This is a genomic window from Amycolatopsis sp. WAC 01375, assembly GCF_003947325.1.
Taxonomy (GTDB): domain Bacteria; phylum Actinomycetota; class Actinomycetes; order Mycobacteriales; family Pseudonocardiaceae; genus Amycolatopsis.
The window spans coordinates 33,292-48,952 of record NZ_QHHW01000016.1; the positions used below are offsets into that span (position 1 = coordinate 33,292).

The 15,661-nt window shown below is 68.6% G+C and carries 17 protein-coding genes; 10 read left to right on the forward strand and 7 right to left on the reverse strand.

Going from position 1 to position 15,661, the window contains the following annotated elements; all coding sequences use genetic code 11:
• Positions 1–47: 47 nt before the first annotated feature.
• Positions 48–650, reverse strand: coding sequence for a DUF2537 domain-containing protein (locus DL991_RS06555; protein ID WP_125782021.1), 603 nt, complete (start codon positions 648–650; stop codon positions 48–50).
• 25 nt (positions 651–675) lie between these two features.
• Positions 676–1,491 (reverse strand): RNA methyltransferase, encoded by an 816-nt coding sequence (locus DL991_RS06560; protein WP_125782023.1) that lies wholly within the window; start codon positions 1,489–1,491, stop codon positions 676–678.
• Positions 1,492–1,707: 216 nt separating this feature from the next.
• Here DL991_RS06560 and DL991_RS06565 point away from each other — a divergent pair, with 216 nt between their 5' ends.
• From DL991_RS06565 to DL991_RS06605, 9 genes are all read left to right on the forward strand, one after another.
• The gene (locus tag DL991_RS06565; RefSeq protein ID WP_125782025.1) at positions 1,708–3,207 is read left to right on the forward strand and encodes a glutamate-cysteine ligase family protein; all 1,500 of its coding nucleotides are present in this window, start codon (positions 1,708–1,710) and stop codon (positions 3,205–3,207) included.
• Positions 3,208–3,231: 24 nt separating this feature from the next.
• Positions 3,232–3,825, forward strand: coding sequence for a TetR/AcrR family transcriptional regulator (locus DL991_RS06570; RefSeq protein WP_125782027.1), 594 nt, complete (start codon positions 3,232–3,234; stop codon positions 3,823–3,825).
• A 73-nt stretch (positions 3,826–3,898) separates the two neighbouring features.
• Positions 3,899–4,567, forward strand: coding sequence for a heme oxygenase (biliverdin-producing) (locus DL991_RS06575; RefSeq protein ID WP_125782029.1), 669 nt, complete (start codon positions 3,899–3,901; stop codon positions 4,565–4,567).
• Between the two features lie 185 nt (positions 4,568–4,752).
• Positions 4,753–6,621 (forward strand): serine hydrolase, encoded by a 1,869-nt coding sequence (locus DL991_RS06580; protein WP_125782031.1) that lies wholly within the window; start codon positions 4,753–4,755, stop codon positions 6,619–6,621.
• Positions 6,622–6,819: 198 nt separating this feature from the next.
• The gene (locus DL991_RS06585; protein WP_037317970.1) at positions 6,820–7,443 is read left to right on the forward strand and encodes a superoxide dismutase; all 624 of its coding nucleotides are present in this window, start codon (positions 6,820–6,822) and stop codon (positions 7,441–7,443) included.
• Positions 7,444–7,533: 90 nt separating this feature from the next.
• Positions 7,534–8,292 (forward strand): arylamine N-acetyltransferase, encoded by a 759-nt coding sequence (locus DL991_RS06590; RefSeq protein WP_125782033.1) that lies wholly within the window; start codon positions 7,534–7,536, stop codon positions 8,290–8,292.
• Positions 8,293–8,509: 217 nt separating this feature from the next.
• Positions 8,510–9,349 carry an SDR family NAD(P)-dependent oxidoreductase gene (locus DL991_RS06595; RefSeq protein WP_125782035.1) on the forward strand — a complete coding sequence of 280 codons (840 nt, stop codon included), beginning with the start codon at positions 8,510–8,512 and terminating at the stop codon, positions 9,347–9,349.
• Between the two features lie 45 nt (positions 9,350–9,394).
• Positions 9,395–10,384 (forward strand): hypothetical protein, encoded by a 990-nt coding sequence (locus tag DL991_RS06600; protein WP_125782037.1) that lies wholly within the window; start codon positions 9,395–9,397, stop codon positions 10,382–10,384.
• A gap of 191 nt (positions 10,385–10,575) precedes the next feature.
• Complete coding sequence (locus DL991_RS06605; RefSeq protein ID WP_125782039.1) at positions 10,576–11,589, forward strand: hypothetical protein; 1,014 nt, start codon at positions 10,576–10,578, stop codon at positions 11,587–11,589.
• On the opposite strand, the gene DL991_RS43215 is transcribed toward DL991_RS06605, so the two are convergent.
• From DL991_RS43215 to DL991_RS06625, 5 genes are all read right to left on the reverse strand, one after another.
• A complete protein-coding gene (locus tag DL991_RS43215) occupies positions 11,586–11,753 on the reverse strand; it encodes a hypothetical protein (protein ID WP_233598691.1) in 168 nt (55 codons plus the stop codon). The two genes, DL991_RS06605 and DL991_RS43215, sit on opposite strands and share 4 nt — an antisense overlap.
• Entirely contained in the window at positions 11,731–12,024 is a 294-nt protein-coding gene (locus DL991_RS06610; RefSeq protein WP_233598692.1) for a hypothetical protein, read from the reverse strand. Before DL991_RS06610 ends, DL991_RS43215 begins: the two co-directional genes overlap by 23 nt.
• Positions 12,021–13,280, reverse strand: coding sequence for an MFS transporter (locus DL991_RS06615; protein WP_125782041.1), 1,260 nt, complete (start codon positions 13,278–13,280; stop codon positions 12,021–12,023). Before DL991_RS06615 ends, DL991_RS06610 begins: the two co-directional genes overlap by 4 nt.
• Positions 13,281–13,387: 107 nt before the next feature.
• Positions 13,388–13,819 (reverse strand): MarR family winged helix-turn-helix transcriptional regulator, encoded by a 432-nt coding sequence (locus DL991_RS06620; RefSeq protein WP_016337543.1) that lies wholly within the window; start codon positions 13,817–13,819, stop codon positions 13,388–13,390.
• A gap of 67 nt (positions 13,820–13,886) precedes the next feature.
• Positions 13,887–15,344 carry an NCS2 family permease gene (locus DL991_RS06625; RefSeq protein WP_125782043.1) on the reverse strand — a complete coding sequence of 486 codons (1,458 nt, stop codon included), beginning with the start codon at positions 15,342–15,344 and terminating at the stop codon, positions 13,887–13,889.
• A gap of 81 nt (positions 15,345–15,425) precedes the next feature.
• Here DL991_RS06625 and DL991_RS06630 point away from each other — a divergent pair, with 81 nt between their 5' ends.
• Positions 15,426–15,653 carry a DUF2530 domain-containing protein gene (locus DL991_RS06630; protein ID WP_125782277.1) on the forward strand — a complete coding sequence of 76 codons (228 nt, stop codon included), beginning with the start codon at positions 15,426–15,428 and terminating at the stop codon, positions 15,651–15,653.
• Positions 15,654–15,661: the final 8 nt, after the last annotated feature.

The window sequence follows — 15,661 nt, forward strand, 5'->3', positions numbered from 1 at the left end:
CCCGCGGAGGACGAACACGACGAGCCGATCGACACCGTTTTCGATCTTTAGAAGACGACGATCAGTACGCCGATCCACGCGATCACGATTCCCGCGGCCGCGCCGAAGGACGCCCACCGCACGATCGGCACCCGCCGCGCGAGCCACAGCGAGGGCGTAATCCCGGCGGTGACGACGACGGACGCCAGCAGTGCGAGCCAGCCGTTGGTCTCGCGCGCGAGGGTGTTCGCCAGCGCCAGCATCGCCACGACGACCACGGCCGCGACGAACGCGGAGACGGTCAGCCCGGTCAGCCACGGCGTCGGTTCCCCGGCGGGGTCCGGTGTGCCGAAAAGCCGCCGCGCGAGTTCGCTGCGGGGCGCGGGGGGAGGCGGGTCGACGATCACGCCGTCGCCGGAGACGGGGTCGACGTACCGCACCGAGGTGCCCATCGTGGCGGCGACCCGCTGGGCGAGCTGGCGGCCTCGCTGGGAGACCACGGAAGCGGCCTCGGTGCCGGAGGAGCCGACGGCGGACGCGACGCGGGCCCATTCGTGCAACGCCTGCGCGAGATCCGAACCGATCGCGAGCGAATGCGGGTCCACCTCGTGCGCGCTGTCGCCGCCACGCCCGGCCAGCACCGCACGTCCCTCACGGATCCGCAATTCCATGGGTTCTCCTCGTCGCCTCGGGTGCTCACGATAGCGGTGGACGCGTCTCGTAGAACGCGATCGCGCCCGCCGTGGCGACATTCAGCGAATCGACGCCTTCTGGCATCGGGATCCGCACCGCGACGTCGGCGGCGGCGATGGCCTCGTCGGTCAGGCCGCGGCCCTCGGCGCCCAGCATCAGCGCCACCTTCCCCGGGGTCTGGTCGCGTAACTGGCGCAGCGAAACGGAATCCGCACGAGGGGTGAGGGCCGCGATACGGAAACCGCGTTCCCGCAGCAGTTCCAGATCACCGGGCCAGGATCCGACGGTGGTGAACGGCACGCGCAGGACGTGCCCCATCGAAACGCGGACGCTGCGCCGGTACAGCGGGTCCGAGCAACCGGCGCCGAGCAGGATCCCGTCGACCCCGAGCGCGGCCGCGTTGCGGAACAGCGAACCGAGATTCTCGTGGTCGCCGACGCCTTCGAGGACGGCGAGCACGCGTGCGCCGTCGATGACGTCCTCGACCGTCGGCGACGGGACCGGCCGGTCCGCGACGGCCAGTATCCCGCGATTCAGGTGGAAGCCGACCACTTCGGCCATCGTCTCGGCCGACGTCACATAGCCGGGGACGTCGGCGCGGGCCAGGTCGTCGCCCAATTCCCGGAACCGCCGTTCCACGCCGAGCAGGGCGCGGACCGGATAGCGGGAGTTGAGCAGCCGTTCGACCACGACGGTGCCTTCGGCGATCACGAAGCCACGCCCACCCGGCCTATCGGGCCGCCGATCGGCTGTGGACAAGTCGCGGAAATCGTCGAGCCGCGGGTCGTCACGGTCGTCGATGGTGATCAGTTCTGCCACGAGGAGAGTGTGTCATCCGCCCGCTGCGCGCCGTTTGCGTCCGATCGTCGACGGGTAGGTAGTACGAATGGACGTATTTTGCTGTCAGTTAACCCCTAGTGACAGAGAGCACCAGTTTGGCCGCTAGCCGGGCGGCTGCGATGCGTGAAACCGTTGGGCCGCCTGGCAGTCCCGCCTGGATCCCGCGGAGCGTGGCCAATGAGGAGCTCGACGAACATGGGTAAGAATCTTTCGGCGGACCCCTGTGAGCCGCAGGATCGCGGACGTTACCGCCGGAAGGTACAGCGCTGCCTCGACACCTTGGCCCGGATGCTCACCGATGGCAGTTTTTCCTTCCCGCGCAAGAATATCGGGCTCGAGGTGGAACTCAACCTCGTCGACGCGGAGCTGCGCCCGTCGATGACGAACACGACGGTGCTCGAGGCGCTGAACGACCCGTCGTTCACCACCGAACTCGGCCAGCACAACCTGGAGCTCAACGTGCCGCCGCGGCCGCTGGCCGGCGAGTCCGCGCTGCAATTGGAGGACGACCTCCACGCGTATCTGGGCGCCGCCTCGCGCAAGGCGGAGGAATCCGGCGCCTCGCTGGCTATGATCGGCATCCTCCCGACGCTGCGGCACGAGCATTTCGATCAGAAGTGGCTCACCAACAACGCCCGGTATTCGCTGCTCAACGACCGGATCTTCGCCGCGCGCGGCGAGCGCACCGTGCTCTCGATGGAGGGCGCGCCGCTGCCCGGCAGACAGCCGGAGCGGCTGCGCAGTTACTCCGAATCGATCCTTCCCGAGGCCGCCTGCACCTCCGTCCAGCTGCATCTTCAGGTGGCGCCGGAGGAGTTCGCGGCGCACTGGAACGCGGCACAGGCACTGGCGGGCGTCCAGATCGCGGTGGGCGCGAATTCGCCGTTCCTGCTCGGCAAGGCGCTCTGGCACGAGACGCGGATCCCGCTGTTCCTGCAGGCCACGGACACCCGGCCGGAGGAGCTGAAGAACCAGGGCGTGCGGCCGAGGGTGTGGTTCGGCGAGCGGTGGATCACCTCGATCTTCGACCTGTTCGAGGAGAACGTCCGGTACTTCCCCGGTCTGCTGCCCGAGACCGACCGCGAGGATCCGATCGAGGCGCTCGACTCCGGTCAGGCGCCGAAACTCACCGAACTGCGGATGCACAACGGCACCGTCTGGCGCTGGAACCGGCCGGTCTACGACGTCGTCGACGGCCTGCCGCATCTGCGGGTGGAGAACCGCGTGCTGCCCGCGGGCCCGACCGTCGTCGACATGGTCGCGAACGCCGCCTTCTTCTATGGCGCGCAACGGGCCCTCGCCGAAGCCGACCGTCCAGTGTGGACACAGATGTCGTTCCAGGCGGCCGAGGAGAACATGTACGCGGGGGCGCGCCGGGGGTTCGACGCGCAGCTGTACTGGCCGGGGATCGGCTGGATCCCGCCGGACGAGCTGGTGCTGCGGGTCCTGCTGCCGCTGGCGCACGAGGGACTACGCCGATCGGATGTTTCGGACGAGGCGAGAGAGCGCTATCTGGGCATCATCGAGCAGCGGTGCCTCACCAGGCGGACGGGCGCGGCGTGGCAGCGGGAGTACGTCCTGCGCGCGGAGGAGCGCGGCGCCGAGCGGGAAACCGCGCTGAACCGGATGCTGGGCCGGTACCTGGAGCTGTCTGCCACGGAGACGCCGGTGCACACGTGGTCGCTTGAGGCTTAGAGTCATCTCCCAGGGAGGTGGCTCGTGCCCAAGATCATCGGCCGGTCGCTGGAGGAGCACCGGCGCGAGGTCCGCAGCAGGGTGTTCGACGTCCTGCGCGGGCAGCTGTACGAGCGCGGGTTCGACGCGATCACGCTCGCGGGTGTCGCCGCCGATGCGGGCCTCGGCCGCACGGCGATGTACAACCACTTTCCGGACAAGGAAAGCCTGCTGGTCGCCTTCGTCGAGGATGAGGCGACGCGGTACGTCGAACGGCTGACGGCGGCCGTCGCGACCGCGGACACCCCGGTCGAGAAGCTTTCGACGTTCGTCCGGCTGCAACTGCGGGTGCTGGCCGAGTACCACCTGCCGCCGGGGACGGCGCTCGCGTCGGCGCTGGCGCCCGCCGCGTACCGGCGGATCAGCGCGCACGCCGACCCCATCACCGGCCAGCTGCGCGAGATCCTCGCCGAGGGCGTCCCGGAGGAGGATCCCGACGTGCTGATCCCGATGATCACCGCCGCGCTCGGCAGCCGCCAGGTCGTCGACGTGCCACCCGAACGGCTGGAGGACGCGATCGAGGGAGCGGTCCGATTCGTGCTCAGAGCGGTCGGGATGACGGAAGACTCAAAAAATTAGGGTAGCCTAACCCGCGATTGTGCCTTACGCTCTTTCTGACAGCATGTCAGATCGATGCTTGGAGGCTCTGTCCATGCCGGTGACCACCGACGTCGAATCCGGGCCGTTCTCCGCGACCCTGCGCGCCTCCACCTTGCCCGCCCACGAGCGGGCCAACCACTCCGAGTACATGAACGCGCTGCTCGGCGGTGAACTCTCGCTCGAGGGATACACCCGGCTGGCGATCCAGTACTACTTCATCTACCAGGCCATCGAGCAGGCCGCCGACAAGCTGGCGACGGACCCGGTGGCCGGCAAGTTCGTCTTCGAGGAACTGCGGCGGCTGCCGAACCTCGAACGCGACCTCGGACACCTCGTCGGCCCGGACTGGCGCGAGACCGTCCGCCCGCTGCCCTCCACCGAGCGGTACGCGCGGCGTGTCGCCGAGGCGTCGGACTGGTCCGGCGGGTTCGTCGCGCACCACTACACGCGCTACCTCGGCGACATCGCCGGCGGCCAGGTCATCCGGCGGCTGCTGGAGCGCAAGTACGAGCTCACCGACGCGGGTTCGCTGTTCTACCACTTCGACCAGGTCGGCAGCGCGCCCAAGTTCCGCGACAACTACCGCGAACAGCTGAACTCCGCGCCGTGGAGCGAGGACGAGCGCGCGCGGCTCATCGAGGAGGCGATCGTGGCCTTCGAGTGCAACATCGCGGTGTTCGACGAGCTGGCGAGCGAGTTGGACGCGTACCGGGCCGCTTGACCTCGTGAGCGACGACCGGCCTCGGTCCCGAACGCCATGAACGGTCCGTTCATGGCGTTCGGACGGCTTCATCCCGGTCTCCTTTCCCCGCTGGCGGGCGGGGGCGCGGGGTAGGGCGGGCCCCACCCCGCGACCGGCGGCCCACCGGATCCCTTTCCCCTGGGGAAATCCCTAGTTTTCAGCACATGTTCCGAATCGCGGCCACCGCCGCACTGCTGACCATCACGACGGTCTTGACGGCCCCCGCCGCCCAAGCGGCCACGCCGGCCTCCGCGGCGGCCGTCTTCGACGAGATCATCCCGCGAAGCCTTGCCGAGCATCACATTCCCGGCGCCGCCGTGGTGGTCGTCGAAGGCGGCGAGACGGTGTTCTCGGCAGGCTACGGTGTGTCCTCAGTGGACACTCAGGCCAAGGTGGACCCGGAACGCACCGGGTTCCTGATCAACTCCGTCGGCAAGTCGATCGCCGCCACCGCCGCGATACAACTCGTCGAACAGGGCAAGCTGGCGCTGGACGCCGACGTCAACACGTACCTGAAGTCGTTCAAGATCCCCGAAACCTTCCCCGGCCGTCCGGTCACCCTGTTCTCCCTGCTGACCCACACCGCGGGTTTCGAAGACCGCGTGTACCGGATGTTCACGCCACGGGACGAGAAACTGCCGGCGCTCGCGGAACACCTCGCGAACGAGATGCCCACGCGCGTCCGCCCACCCGGCGAGGTCGCCCTTTATTCGAACTACGGCTTCGCATTGGCCGGGTATCTCGTGGAACTGGCGTCGGGACAGTCCTATGCGGACTACGTGCGGGAGCACATCTTCGAGCCGTCGGGCATGAAGGACAGCAGCGTCGCCCAGCCCACTCCCGACGTCCCCCTGGCGACCGGCTACCGCTGGAACGGCTCGGCTCAGGTCGTCCCGCCGTCGAACTTCGGCCCCGAACCGCCCGCCGGCGACGGGAACGTCGCCACTCCGGCCGACATGGGCCGCTACCTGTCCGCGAACCTCGTCCCCGGCACGTTCAGCCGATCGTTGCTCGACCGGTTGCACGGCGCGCGGTTCCGCAACGACCCGCGGCTGCCCGCGATGGGGTTCGGCTTCTCCGAGCGGTATCTGAACGGCTTGCGCCTGGTGGAGAAGACCGGCGATTCGCCGGGGTTCCTCAGCGTGCTGGAACTGATCCCGGAGAAGAACACCGGCGTGTACCTGGCGTTCAACGGCGGCGCGTTCTCCGGCGACGCCGCCGCGGTCACCGCCGAGGTACTGAAGGCCTTCGTCGACCGGCTACAGCCCGCCGCTCCCGTTCCCGCGCCCGTGCCACTCGCGGGTGACGTCTCACGGTTCGAAGGCAGCTACAACAACACCCGGCTGGACTACGACAGCTTCACGAAGGTCCGCGCGCTCGCGGGCGGCGTCACGGTGACCGCGGACGGGGACGGCGCGCTGACGACGTCCGGCCTCGGCGAGGGGACCCGGCGATGGACCCAGACCGAGCCCGGGCTGTTCACCGACGTGGCAGGCGAGCGGATCGCGTTCCGCGAGTCCGGCGGTCAGGTCCTGCTCTTCGCCGGTGACGACCCGAACTCCTCCTACGAACGCATGTCGTGGCTCGAATCGTCCTCCACCCACCTGCTGATCCTCGGGGTCGCGCTGCTGCTCCTGCTGGGCGCGCTGGTGTTCTGGCCGATCCGCGCGTTCGTCCGGCGTGGCCGGGAACGGAACCCGTCGGGCGCCCGGTTCGCGACCGTCGCCGCCTGGTCCGCGGCGCTGGCCGTCCTGCTGTTCGCAGGCGGCTTCGCGCTGCTCATGAGTGATCTGAGCGCCGCCGCCGTCGCGCTGACCTCCGGGCACTCCCCCTTGCTGAGCGTCACCCTGCTCCTGCCCGACGTCGTCCTGCTCCTGACCGGCGCCGCCGTCGTCTGCACGGCACTCGCGTGGCTCCGCGGCTGGTGGAACACCCCCGCCAGGATCACCTACACGGTGGTTTCCGTGGCCTTGACGGCCTTCCTCGGGGTGGTCGCCTCCTATCATCTGGTCGGGCTGCCCTACCTGGCTTGATGACCGCCGTCACATCGCCTTGACCTCCAGCTAACTGGAGCTAGCAAGGTGGGTTTCAGGCGGTGCTCACAACGGGTACTGCCGCTACGAACGGGTCGTTCCACCTGGGAAGAAACGCGGCGCCCCCGGTCGCCGCGAACGGGTGAAGACGACTAAGTTCGTCCTTGGAAACTTGTGTCGAAGACAGAAGGAGGGCCGATGGCCCGCTACGTGCTCCCCGATCTCGACTATGACTACAGCGCCCTGGCGCCGCACATCTCCGGCGAGATCAACGAGCTGCACCACAGCAAGCACCACGCGACCTACGTCAAGGGCGCGAACGACACGCTCGACAAGATCGCCGAGGCCCGCGAGGCCGGCAACTTCGGTGACATCGTCGGCCTGCAGACCACGCTGGCGTTCCACCTCGCCGGGCACGCCAACCACGTCGTGTGGTGGAAGATCCTCTCCCCGGAAGGCGGCGACAAGCCGACCGGCGAGCTGGCCTCCGCGATCGACGAGGCGTTCGGCTCCTTCGACAAGTTCAAGGCGCAGTTCACCGCGGTCGCCACCACGATCCAGGGCAACGGCTGGGCCGCGCTCTCCTGGGACCCGATCGGCAAGACGCTGATCACCCAGCAGCTGCGCGACCACCACAACAACCTGGTCCTGCCGACCACGCCGATCCTGCTGGTCGACGTCTGGGAGCACGCGTTCTACCTGGACTACAAGAACGTGAAGCCGAAGTACGTCGAGGCCCTGTGGAACATCTTCAACTGGGCCGAGATCTCCAAGCGGTTCGACAACGCCGTCGCCGGCGGCAACGGCCTGCTGCTCGGCTGACTTCTCGCCACGACACGGGGCTCTCCCTTTCCGGGAGGGCCCCGTTTTTCGTCTTGACCTCCAGTGCGGTCGAGGTGTCAAGGTCGACGCATGGACGTCGCCGCATACCTCGATCGACTCGGAGTCGACAGACCCGCCACCGCGGACGTCACCGCGCTGCGGACGCTGCAGGAGCGCCATCTCGCGACGGTGCCATTCGAGAATCTGAGCATCCACCTCGGCGAGCCGATCGTCCTGGACACCGAGGCGCTGTTCGACAAGATCGTCCGGCGGCGCCGCGGCGGCTTCTGTTACGAGCTGAACGGACTCTTCGCCGCCTTGCTGCGGGAACTGGGCTTCGATGCCGTCCTGAAGTCGGCGAAGGTCTTCCGGCCGGACGGCACCCTCGGGCCGCCGTTCGACCACGCCGTCGTCAGCGTCGAACTGGACGAGCCGTGGCTGGCCGACGTCGGTTTCGGCCGGTTCAGCCGGTTCCCGTTGCGGCTGTCCGCCACCGAGGCGCAGGCCGACCCGGAGGGCGAGTTCCTGGTCCTCGACGCGCCCCACGGCGACATCGACGTCCTCCAGGACGGCAAGCCCCAGTATCGGATCGAGCGGCGGCCGCGGGCGCTGGACGAGTTCGCCCCGACTTCGTTCTGGCAGGCGACGTCACCGGACTCGCATTTCACGCGGGGGCCGACCTGTTCGCTGCCGGGCAAGCACGGCCGGGTCACGCTGGCGGGCGACAAGCTGATCGTCACGACCCACGGCGTCCGCGAGGAGACCAGGCTTTCGAGTGACCAGGAGATCCTCAAGACCTACCGGAAGGAATTCGGGATCGAACTCGCCCGGGTGCCAGGACGGCCTTGACCGGACCGGCGGGGTCATCGACCATGAACCCTCCGGAATGAACGAAGCCCCGCCTCCGGGGGTGACCCGGTTGCGGGGCTTCGTCCGTTCCCGAACTGACTGCCGCTCCCACCACGAAGCGGACATGTATGAGGTTAGCCTAACCTCATCTATCCCGGCAAGGGGTACGGCCGAGAGACGCCGATCTCACCCTTCCGAGTGACGGCAGACTGTCCTCATGAGTCTTCTGAGCGGCAAGGCCGTGGTCATCACCGGCGCCGGACAGGGCCTGGGCAGGGCGTTCGCGCATCACGCGGCGTCCCAGGGCGCGGCGGTCGTGGTGAACGACGTCGAAGCGGGTCTCGCGGACGAGGTCGCGAGGGAGATCCGCGCGCTGGGCGGGCGCGCCGCGGCCAACGACGGCTCGGTCGCCGATGCCGAGCAGGCCGCCGGGCTGATCGACCAGTGCGTCGCCGAATTCGGCAGGCTCGACGGCCTGGTCAACAACGCCGGCGTCAACTACCGGGCCGACCCGTGGGCGGACGACCCGGCGCGGATGCGCGAAGTGGTCGAAGTCAACGTGCTCGGCCCGCTCTTCTGCGGGACCGCCGCCGCGAAAGTGCTGCGTGACCAGGGCGGCGGCGTGATCGTGAACGTGGGCTCCGGCTCCATGATCGGCCAGCGCCGCGCGGCCGCGTACTCGGCCTCGAAAGGCGCCGTCGCCTCCATGACCGCGTCCTGGGCGGCCGACCTGGCCGAACACGGCATCCGGGTCAACGCCGTCGCGCCGGTGGCCTGGACGCGGATGGCCCGGAACGACCCGACCGTCGTCCAAACCCCTCAGCACTCCCCGGAACGGGTGGCGCCGCTGGTGACGTACCTGCTCAGCGACCTTTCGGCGGGGGTCACCGGGCAAATCCTCCGGTTCCGCGGCGACATCCTGTGCGTCCTTCGGCAGACCGCGATCAAGGACCCTGTCCTCGAACGCGACGACTGGACCGCCGAAGACATCGCGGACGCGGTGGGCGGCGATCTGCGGGAGGCGCTGGAGCCGCCTCCCTCGGCCAGGTGGAAGTGACCGTTTTCGAGTCCCTGGCCTGCGCCGATCCGCTAGCGTGCGCGCGTGACCACATGGGGTGTCAAGGGTTTCCTGGCGATCGTGATCGCCGGACTCTGCGCGGGGTGCATGACGAAGGTCGACACCTACGAAGAAGGGCTCGGGCCGAAGGAACTCCCCAAGGAGTGGCCGACGGCGAACGGCCGTCCGCTGCGCCCGGTGCCGATGCCGTCCGGGGAGTTCCTGCCGGCGTTGCCGCAGGAGACCGCGGCCCAGGTGCTGTGCCAGGCGATCCCGGCGGACCGCTGGAAAGTGCTGATGAACGGCGACGTCGCGCGCGAGGTGGAGCACGGCGAGTCGTGCCACGCCGTCGGCCTGGACAGCTGGGTGCGGATCTCCTTGAACCGGACCGCCATGGCCGGCTCGCCCGGGCTGGGCACAGGCAAGAAGGTGACCGTCGCCGGACGCCCGGCGACGGTCGTCCTTGGCGGCTCACCGTCGTTTGTGGAGACCAAGCTCTCCGACACCGATGTGCGCGTGCTGCGGATCGAGACCAGCTGGACGCGTGTCCCCCCGCAGCACGACCAGAGCGAAGGCCTGCTGCTCGGGCTGACCGAGGCGGTACTCGGCGGCGCTTTCGGCCCCGGCCCAAAGCTGCCCGCCGCGGACGAACGTGACGTTATCGAACGGAAAACCGTCGAGCCGGGCGCGGGCATCCTCGACGCTCCGCTGCCCGAGATCTCGTGGAAACTGTGCACGCAGATCCAGCGCGCGCTCGGCCTTCCCGCCGCGGCCACGGAGCCGTACGCCGACGGGAAATGCACGGCGATCGCGGCGGATGACTCGCCCATCCGGGTCGAGCACGCCGCCCTCCGGACGGAGCTTCGAGGTGAGCCGGTGGCAGGCCGCCCGGCTTCGGAGAGCGGTGGGCAGTTGAGCGTTCTGTTGACGGACAACGGTTCCGGGCAGGGGTTGAGGTTCTCCTGGCGGGATCGCTCGGAGGCGGAACTACGGGAACTGGCGGGCAAGATCCTGCCGCCACTACTGGGCGGCTGACTCTCCCTCCCTCTCCCGAGGCTGCGCCCAATGTGGCATTGGGGACGGTGAGTGACCCCAATGCCACATTGGGCGCATCTCACAACCGGCGCTGGTCTACCGCACCCCTTCCCGAACGCCCACTCGCCGGATCCACCCATCGGGTTGGCGTTTCGCCGGACAGCGGGCGTCCGACGGGCTAGCTTCTCCCCGTGGCCACCCCGCACGACTACCGCGCCATCGCGCGCAAGACCGACCGTCCGATGTGGATCTGGGCGGGTTGCGCGCTGACCAGTGTCCTGTTGTTGTTCGGTGTGGGGATCGTCGTCGCCATCACCCTGCTGAACGAAAACGACGAGCCAGAGGCCACGCTCCCCACGGTCTGGCCGTCCACGTCCGGGCAGGCGCTCCGCCCGGTCCTGATGCCGACGGGTGAGATGGTGGCCGCGCTGACGGACGAGACCGGCGCGCAGGTGCTCTGCCAGGCGATCCCGGAGCAGCGCTGGGAGGAGATCCTCGGCGGCCCGACGCTCCTGGAAGCGGGAATGTCCTGTCACGCGGTCACGGCGAAGCTCGACGTCAGCGCGCGGATGATCGCCGCACTGCCCGAGGACACGAGCCGGGGCATGCCCACGAGGACCACCGTCGCGGGCAAGCTCGCGGTCATCGCCACGGACAAGGACGGCACCAGCCTGAGCGTCGAACTCGTCGAGGTCGCGCCGCACAACGGCGCCTCGCCGGTGCTGCACGTCTCCGTTCGCGGCAGGCTCACCGAAAGCCCTGGATCGGAAGAGAAGGCGAAGGCGCTCGCCGAGGCGCTGATCGCCGGTGCGACACCGCCGGGGCCGAAGTTGCCGAAAATCGGCGAAGACGGTGAGATCCCGCTGGAGCAGATCGAGCCGGGCCCGATCAAGGACCGGCCGCTTCCGGTGATCTCCTGGCTGTTGTGCGGCGAACTCGGCCGCGCGCTCGGCGTGACCGCAGACAAGGCGAAGCCGAACTTCTTCGCCGCGTGCGAGCTGAACGGCGTGACCGCGGATTACAGCGCGCTGTCCACGGCCGTCGTTCCGACCACGACGATCGCCGGGCTGCCCGCTCAGGTCGACGAACGAGGCGTCGTCGTGCAGCTCACCGACGATCCCGACGGGCAGACGCTGAAGTTCAAGGGCACCGGCGATCTCCCGGCGCTCGCCGAGAAGATGGTGCCGCCGCTGCTCGGCCGTTAGACCCGGTAATTCGACAAGAGGTCACCGAGCAGGGTCTCGTACGCCTTCCGGTCGAATCGGGCCCCGGTGAACGAGAACTCCTGGTCGGGATCGAAAGGCTCGTAGTCGTACTGGTGGCCGAAAGCCCGCCACTCGACCACGTCATCGCCGAAGACGACCTCCACGCTGTACCCGCCGCAGCCCAAGTCGCCGCACAGCGGGCAGAAGAGCAGCGCGACACGCGCCGTCGTCGAAGTCGCCGGGCAGGTGGCCGAGCAACCGCGAAAGCGTCTCGACCGCCGACTCACGCCACCGTTCGTCGTGCAGGAACAACGGTGTCTGCTCCTGTACGGGAACCATCGAGCGCACCGCCACGCCGTCGATCGTCCAGTCCAGGAACCGGGCCTCACCGTCGTTCCAGGACGTCACCGACGGCTCGACACCGAGCCTGTTCACACCCGTTCCCTCTTCAGCACGCGCAGCCCGTTCCCGAACCGCCGCACCGGCAGGCTCACCCCGCCGCGCCGGATCAGCACGACGGCGCAGACCACCGCGGCGACCGCCGAGATCGCGCCGCCGATGTAGAACGGCGAGCGGCCGCCGAAGGCGTCGGCCATCCAGCCGGTCATCGGGCCGCCGACGGGGTTGCCGCCGATCAGCACCAGCACGTACAGGCCCATCACGCGGCCGCGCATCTCCGGGCTGACCGCGGTCTGCACCAGCGCGTTCGCCGTGTTCAGGAAGGTGATCGTGGCGAAGCCGAGCGGGATCAGCGCGAGGCCGAAGGTCAGGTACGTCGGCATGAACGCGGTGATCACCTCGAACGCGCCGAGCAGGAACGCCGAGATCAGCAGCAGCCGCACCCGGGGACCGCCGCGAGTGTTGCGGCGGGCCGACATCAGCGCGCCGGTGAAGGTGCCGACGGCGACCAGTGTCGACAGCAGGCCGTAGCCGTCGGCGTCGGTGTGGAAGACGTTCGCGGCCACGATCGGCAGCGACGTGAAGTACGTGATGCCGAACGTGCTCACGAAGAACACCAGCACCATCACGGTCATCAGGTCACTGCGCCGCCGGACGTACCGCAGCCCCTCGACGAGTTGCCCCTTCTCGCGCGGGATGGCCGGGCCGCGGAAGAGCTTGTCCGGGTTCATCATGACCAGCGCGACGATGACGGCGCCCGTGCTCACCGCGTTCGCCATGAACAGCCAGCCGGTGCCGACCCAGGTGATCGCGAAACCCGCGATGGCCGGGCCGACGATGCGGGCCATGTTGAAGATCGAGGAGTTGAGCGCGACGGCGTTGGTGACCTTGTCCCTGCCGACCATCTCGGCGACGAACGACTGCCGCGCGGGCACTTCCAGCGACGCCGTCACGCCGAGGGTGAAGCAGAGGAGGTAGACGTGCCAGAGCGCGGCGATCCCGCTCAGGTCGAGTGCGCCGAGGACGACCGCCTGCGCCAGCACGGCGATCTGGATGCCGATCAGCAGCCGCCGCTTATCGACGCGGTCGGCGAGCACCCCGGCCCACAACGAGAGGAACAACGTCGGCAGGAACTGCAGGGCGACCGCGATGCCGAGCGCGATCGGGTCGTTGCCGCTGAGGGTGAACACCAGCCAGTCCTGCGCGATGCGCTGCATCCAGGTGCCGATGTTCGAGATGACCTGGCCGGTGAAGAAGAGCCGGTAGTTACGGACCTTCAGCGAGGAGAACATGCTCCCGCGCGGCTTCTCGGGCGTGGGTGGCGGTGGTGGAGCGGGTTCCCGGGTAACGGTGGTCTTCGAAGGACACTGTGTTTCGTTACCCGTGGTCGTCACCGCTGTTAGTTCCCCGCCATCCTGTCGATGATCTCGGAGGCGCGAGAGAGCACTTCACGTTCTTCGGCGCTCAACTCCGCCAATTGCTTGTCCAGCCAGATCTCCCGCGCGGTGATCTGCTCGATCACGTAGGCCCGGCCGCGGTCGGACAACTCGACGATGGCCTGGCGGCCGTCCGTCGGATGCGGCCTGCGCTCGACGTAACCCATCTCCTCGAGCGCGGCGATCACCCTCGTCATCGAGGGCGGCTGGACGCCTTCCTTCGCGGCGAGCTGGCCAGGGGTCAGCGCACCGCACTTGTGCAGCGTCGACAACGCGGAAACCTGGGTCAGCGAGATGCCGTCACCGGCCCGCTGGGCCCGCAGCCGTCGATTGAGCCGCACCACCGCGAGACGCAGGCGGCTCGCCAATGAGCGCTCGTGCGTGTCTCCGGACATATAGTTAGCTTACCTCACGATCGGGTCGTCGGCCCGTGAGATCGCCCACGGCTGGCAAAACCGCTGGTCAGTTGAACGCGGCTTGGATGGGGCCGACCGCGAAGTAGGCCACGAACATCACCGCGATGCCCCACATCAGCGGGTGCACGCCCTTCGCCTTCCCGGTGACGGCGCGGATGACGACGTAGCTGACGAAGCCGGCGCCGATGCCGTTCGCGATCGAGTAGGTGAACGGCATGATCACGATGGTCAGGAACGCGGGGAGCGCGATGGTGAAGTCGGAGAAGTCGATCTCCTTGACCTGGCTCATCATCAGCGCGCCGACGACGACCAGCGCCGGAGCGGCGGCCTCGACCGGCACGACCTGGTAGAGCGGGGTCAGGAACATGGCCGCGATGAAGAGCACGCCCGTGACGACGTTCGCGAGCCCGGTCCGGGCGCCCTCCGCGATACCGGACGCGGATTCGACGAAGACGGTGTTCGAACTCGACGACGCGAAGCCACCCGCCACCGCGGCGGTGCCGTCGACGAACAGGGCCTTGCCGACGTTCGGGAGTTTGCCGTCCGGCGGGAGCAGGCCGCCTTCCTTCGCCAGCCCGGTCATCGAGCCCATGGTGTCGAAGAAGTCCGCCAGCACCAGGGTGAACACCAGCAGCACGACGGTGATGATCGGCAGCCGCGTCCAGGCGCCGAAGGAGATGTCGCCGACCAGCGAGAGGTCCGGCATGCCGAGGACCTGATCCGGCAGCGCCGGGTAGCCGAGGTTCCAGCCCAGCGGGTTGACGCCCTTCGACGGGCCGACCTTGGTGATCGCCTCGACGACGATCGCCAGCACGGTCGAGGCGAGCACACCGATCAGGATCGCGCCCTTGACCCGCTTCGCCACCAGGATGCCGGTGACCAGCAGGCCGACGACGAACACCAGCGTCGGCCACGACGCGATCGAACCGTTGATGCCCAGCCCCACCGGCACGGTGGTCTCCGCGTCGTCCGGGACGCGGCGGACGAATCCGGCGTCGACCAGGCCGATCAGGCAGATGAACAGGCCGATGCCGACCGCGATCGCCGATTTCAGCGGCGGCGGCACGGCGTTGAACACCGCCGTCCGGATGCCGGCGAAGACCAGCAGGACGATGACCAGCCCCTCCATCACCACCAGGCCCATCGCCTCGGGCCAGGTCATCTGTGAGGCGAAGGTGACCGCGATCAGGCTGTTGATGCCGAGGCCGGTGGCGATGGCGAACGGGTAGTTCGCGACCAGGCCCATGATGATGGTCAGCACCCCGGCGACCAGCGCGGTCACCGCGGCGACCTGCGGCACGGGGAGGATGTTGCCGAGGACGTCCTTGTGCGCGCCCGCGTCGTCCGCGGAGAAGCTGCCGAGGATCAGCGGGTTGAGGACGACGATGTAGGCCATCGTGAAGAAGGTGACGATCCCGCCGCGGACCTCACGCCCCGGTGTCGAGCCGCGCTCGCTGATCTTGAAGAACCGGTCCAGTGTGGACCGGGTGCGCTGCTCCGCCATCGCGTACCACCCTTCGCCCGTTTGCCGGGTACCCTTCCCCACGTGGGCGATTCGATCAATTCCGGGGAAGTAAACGGTTCATTGCGGCCAACGCCGGAGCTGCCGAAGCGGCTGACCGACCTGACGCCGGTCGTGATCGTAGGTACCTCGCTCTGGGCGGTCGCGACCGTGGTCCTGTTCTTTGTGACCGACGGCATCTGGGTGCAGACGGCGTTCTCCGGCCTCGTGCTCGGCTTCATCGGGCTCGCGATCATCGCCTGGCAGCGCTCCGCCGCCCGCCGGGGCTCGAAGAGCGCCCAACGCTTCTAGCTTTCCCC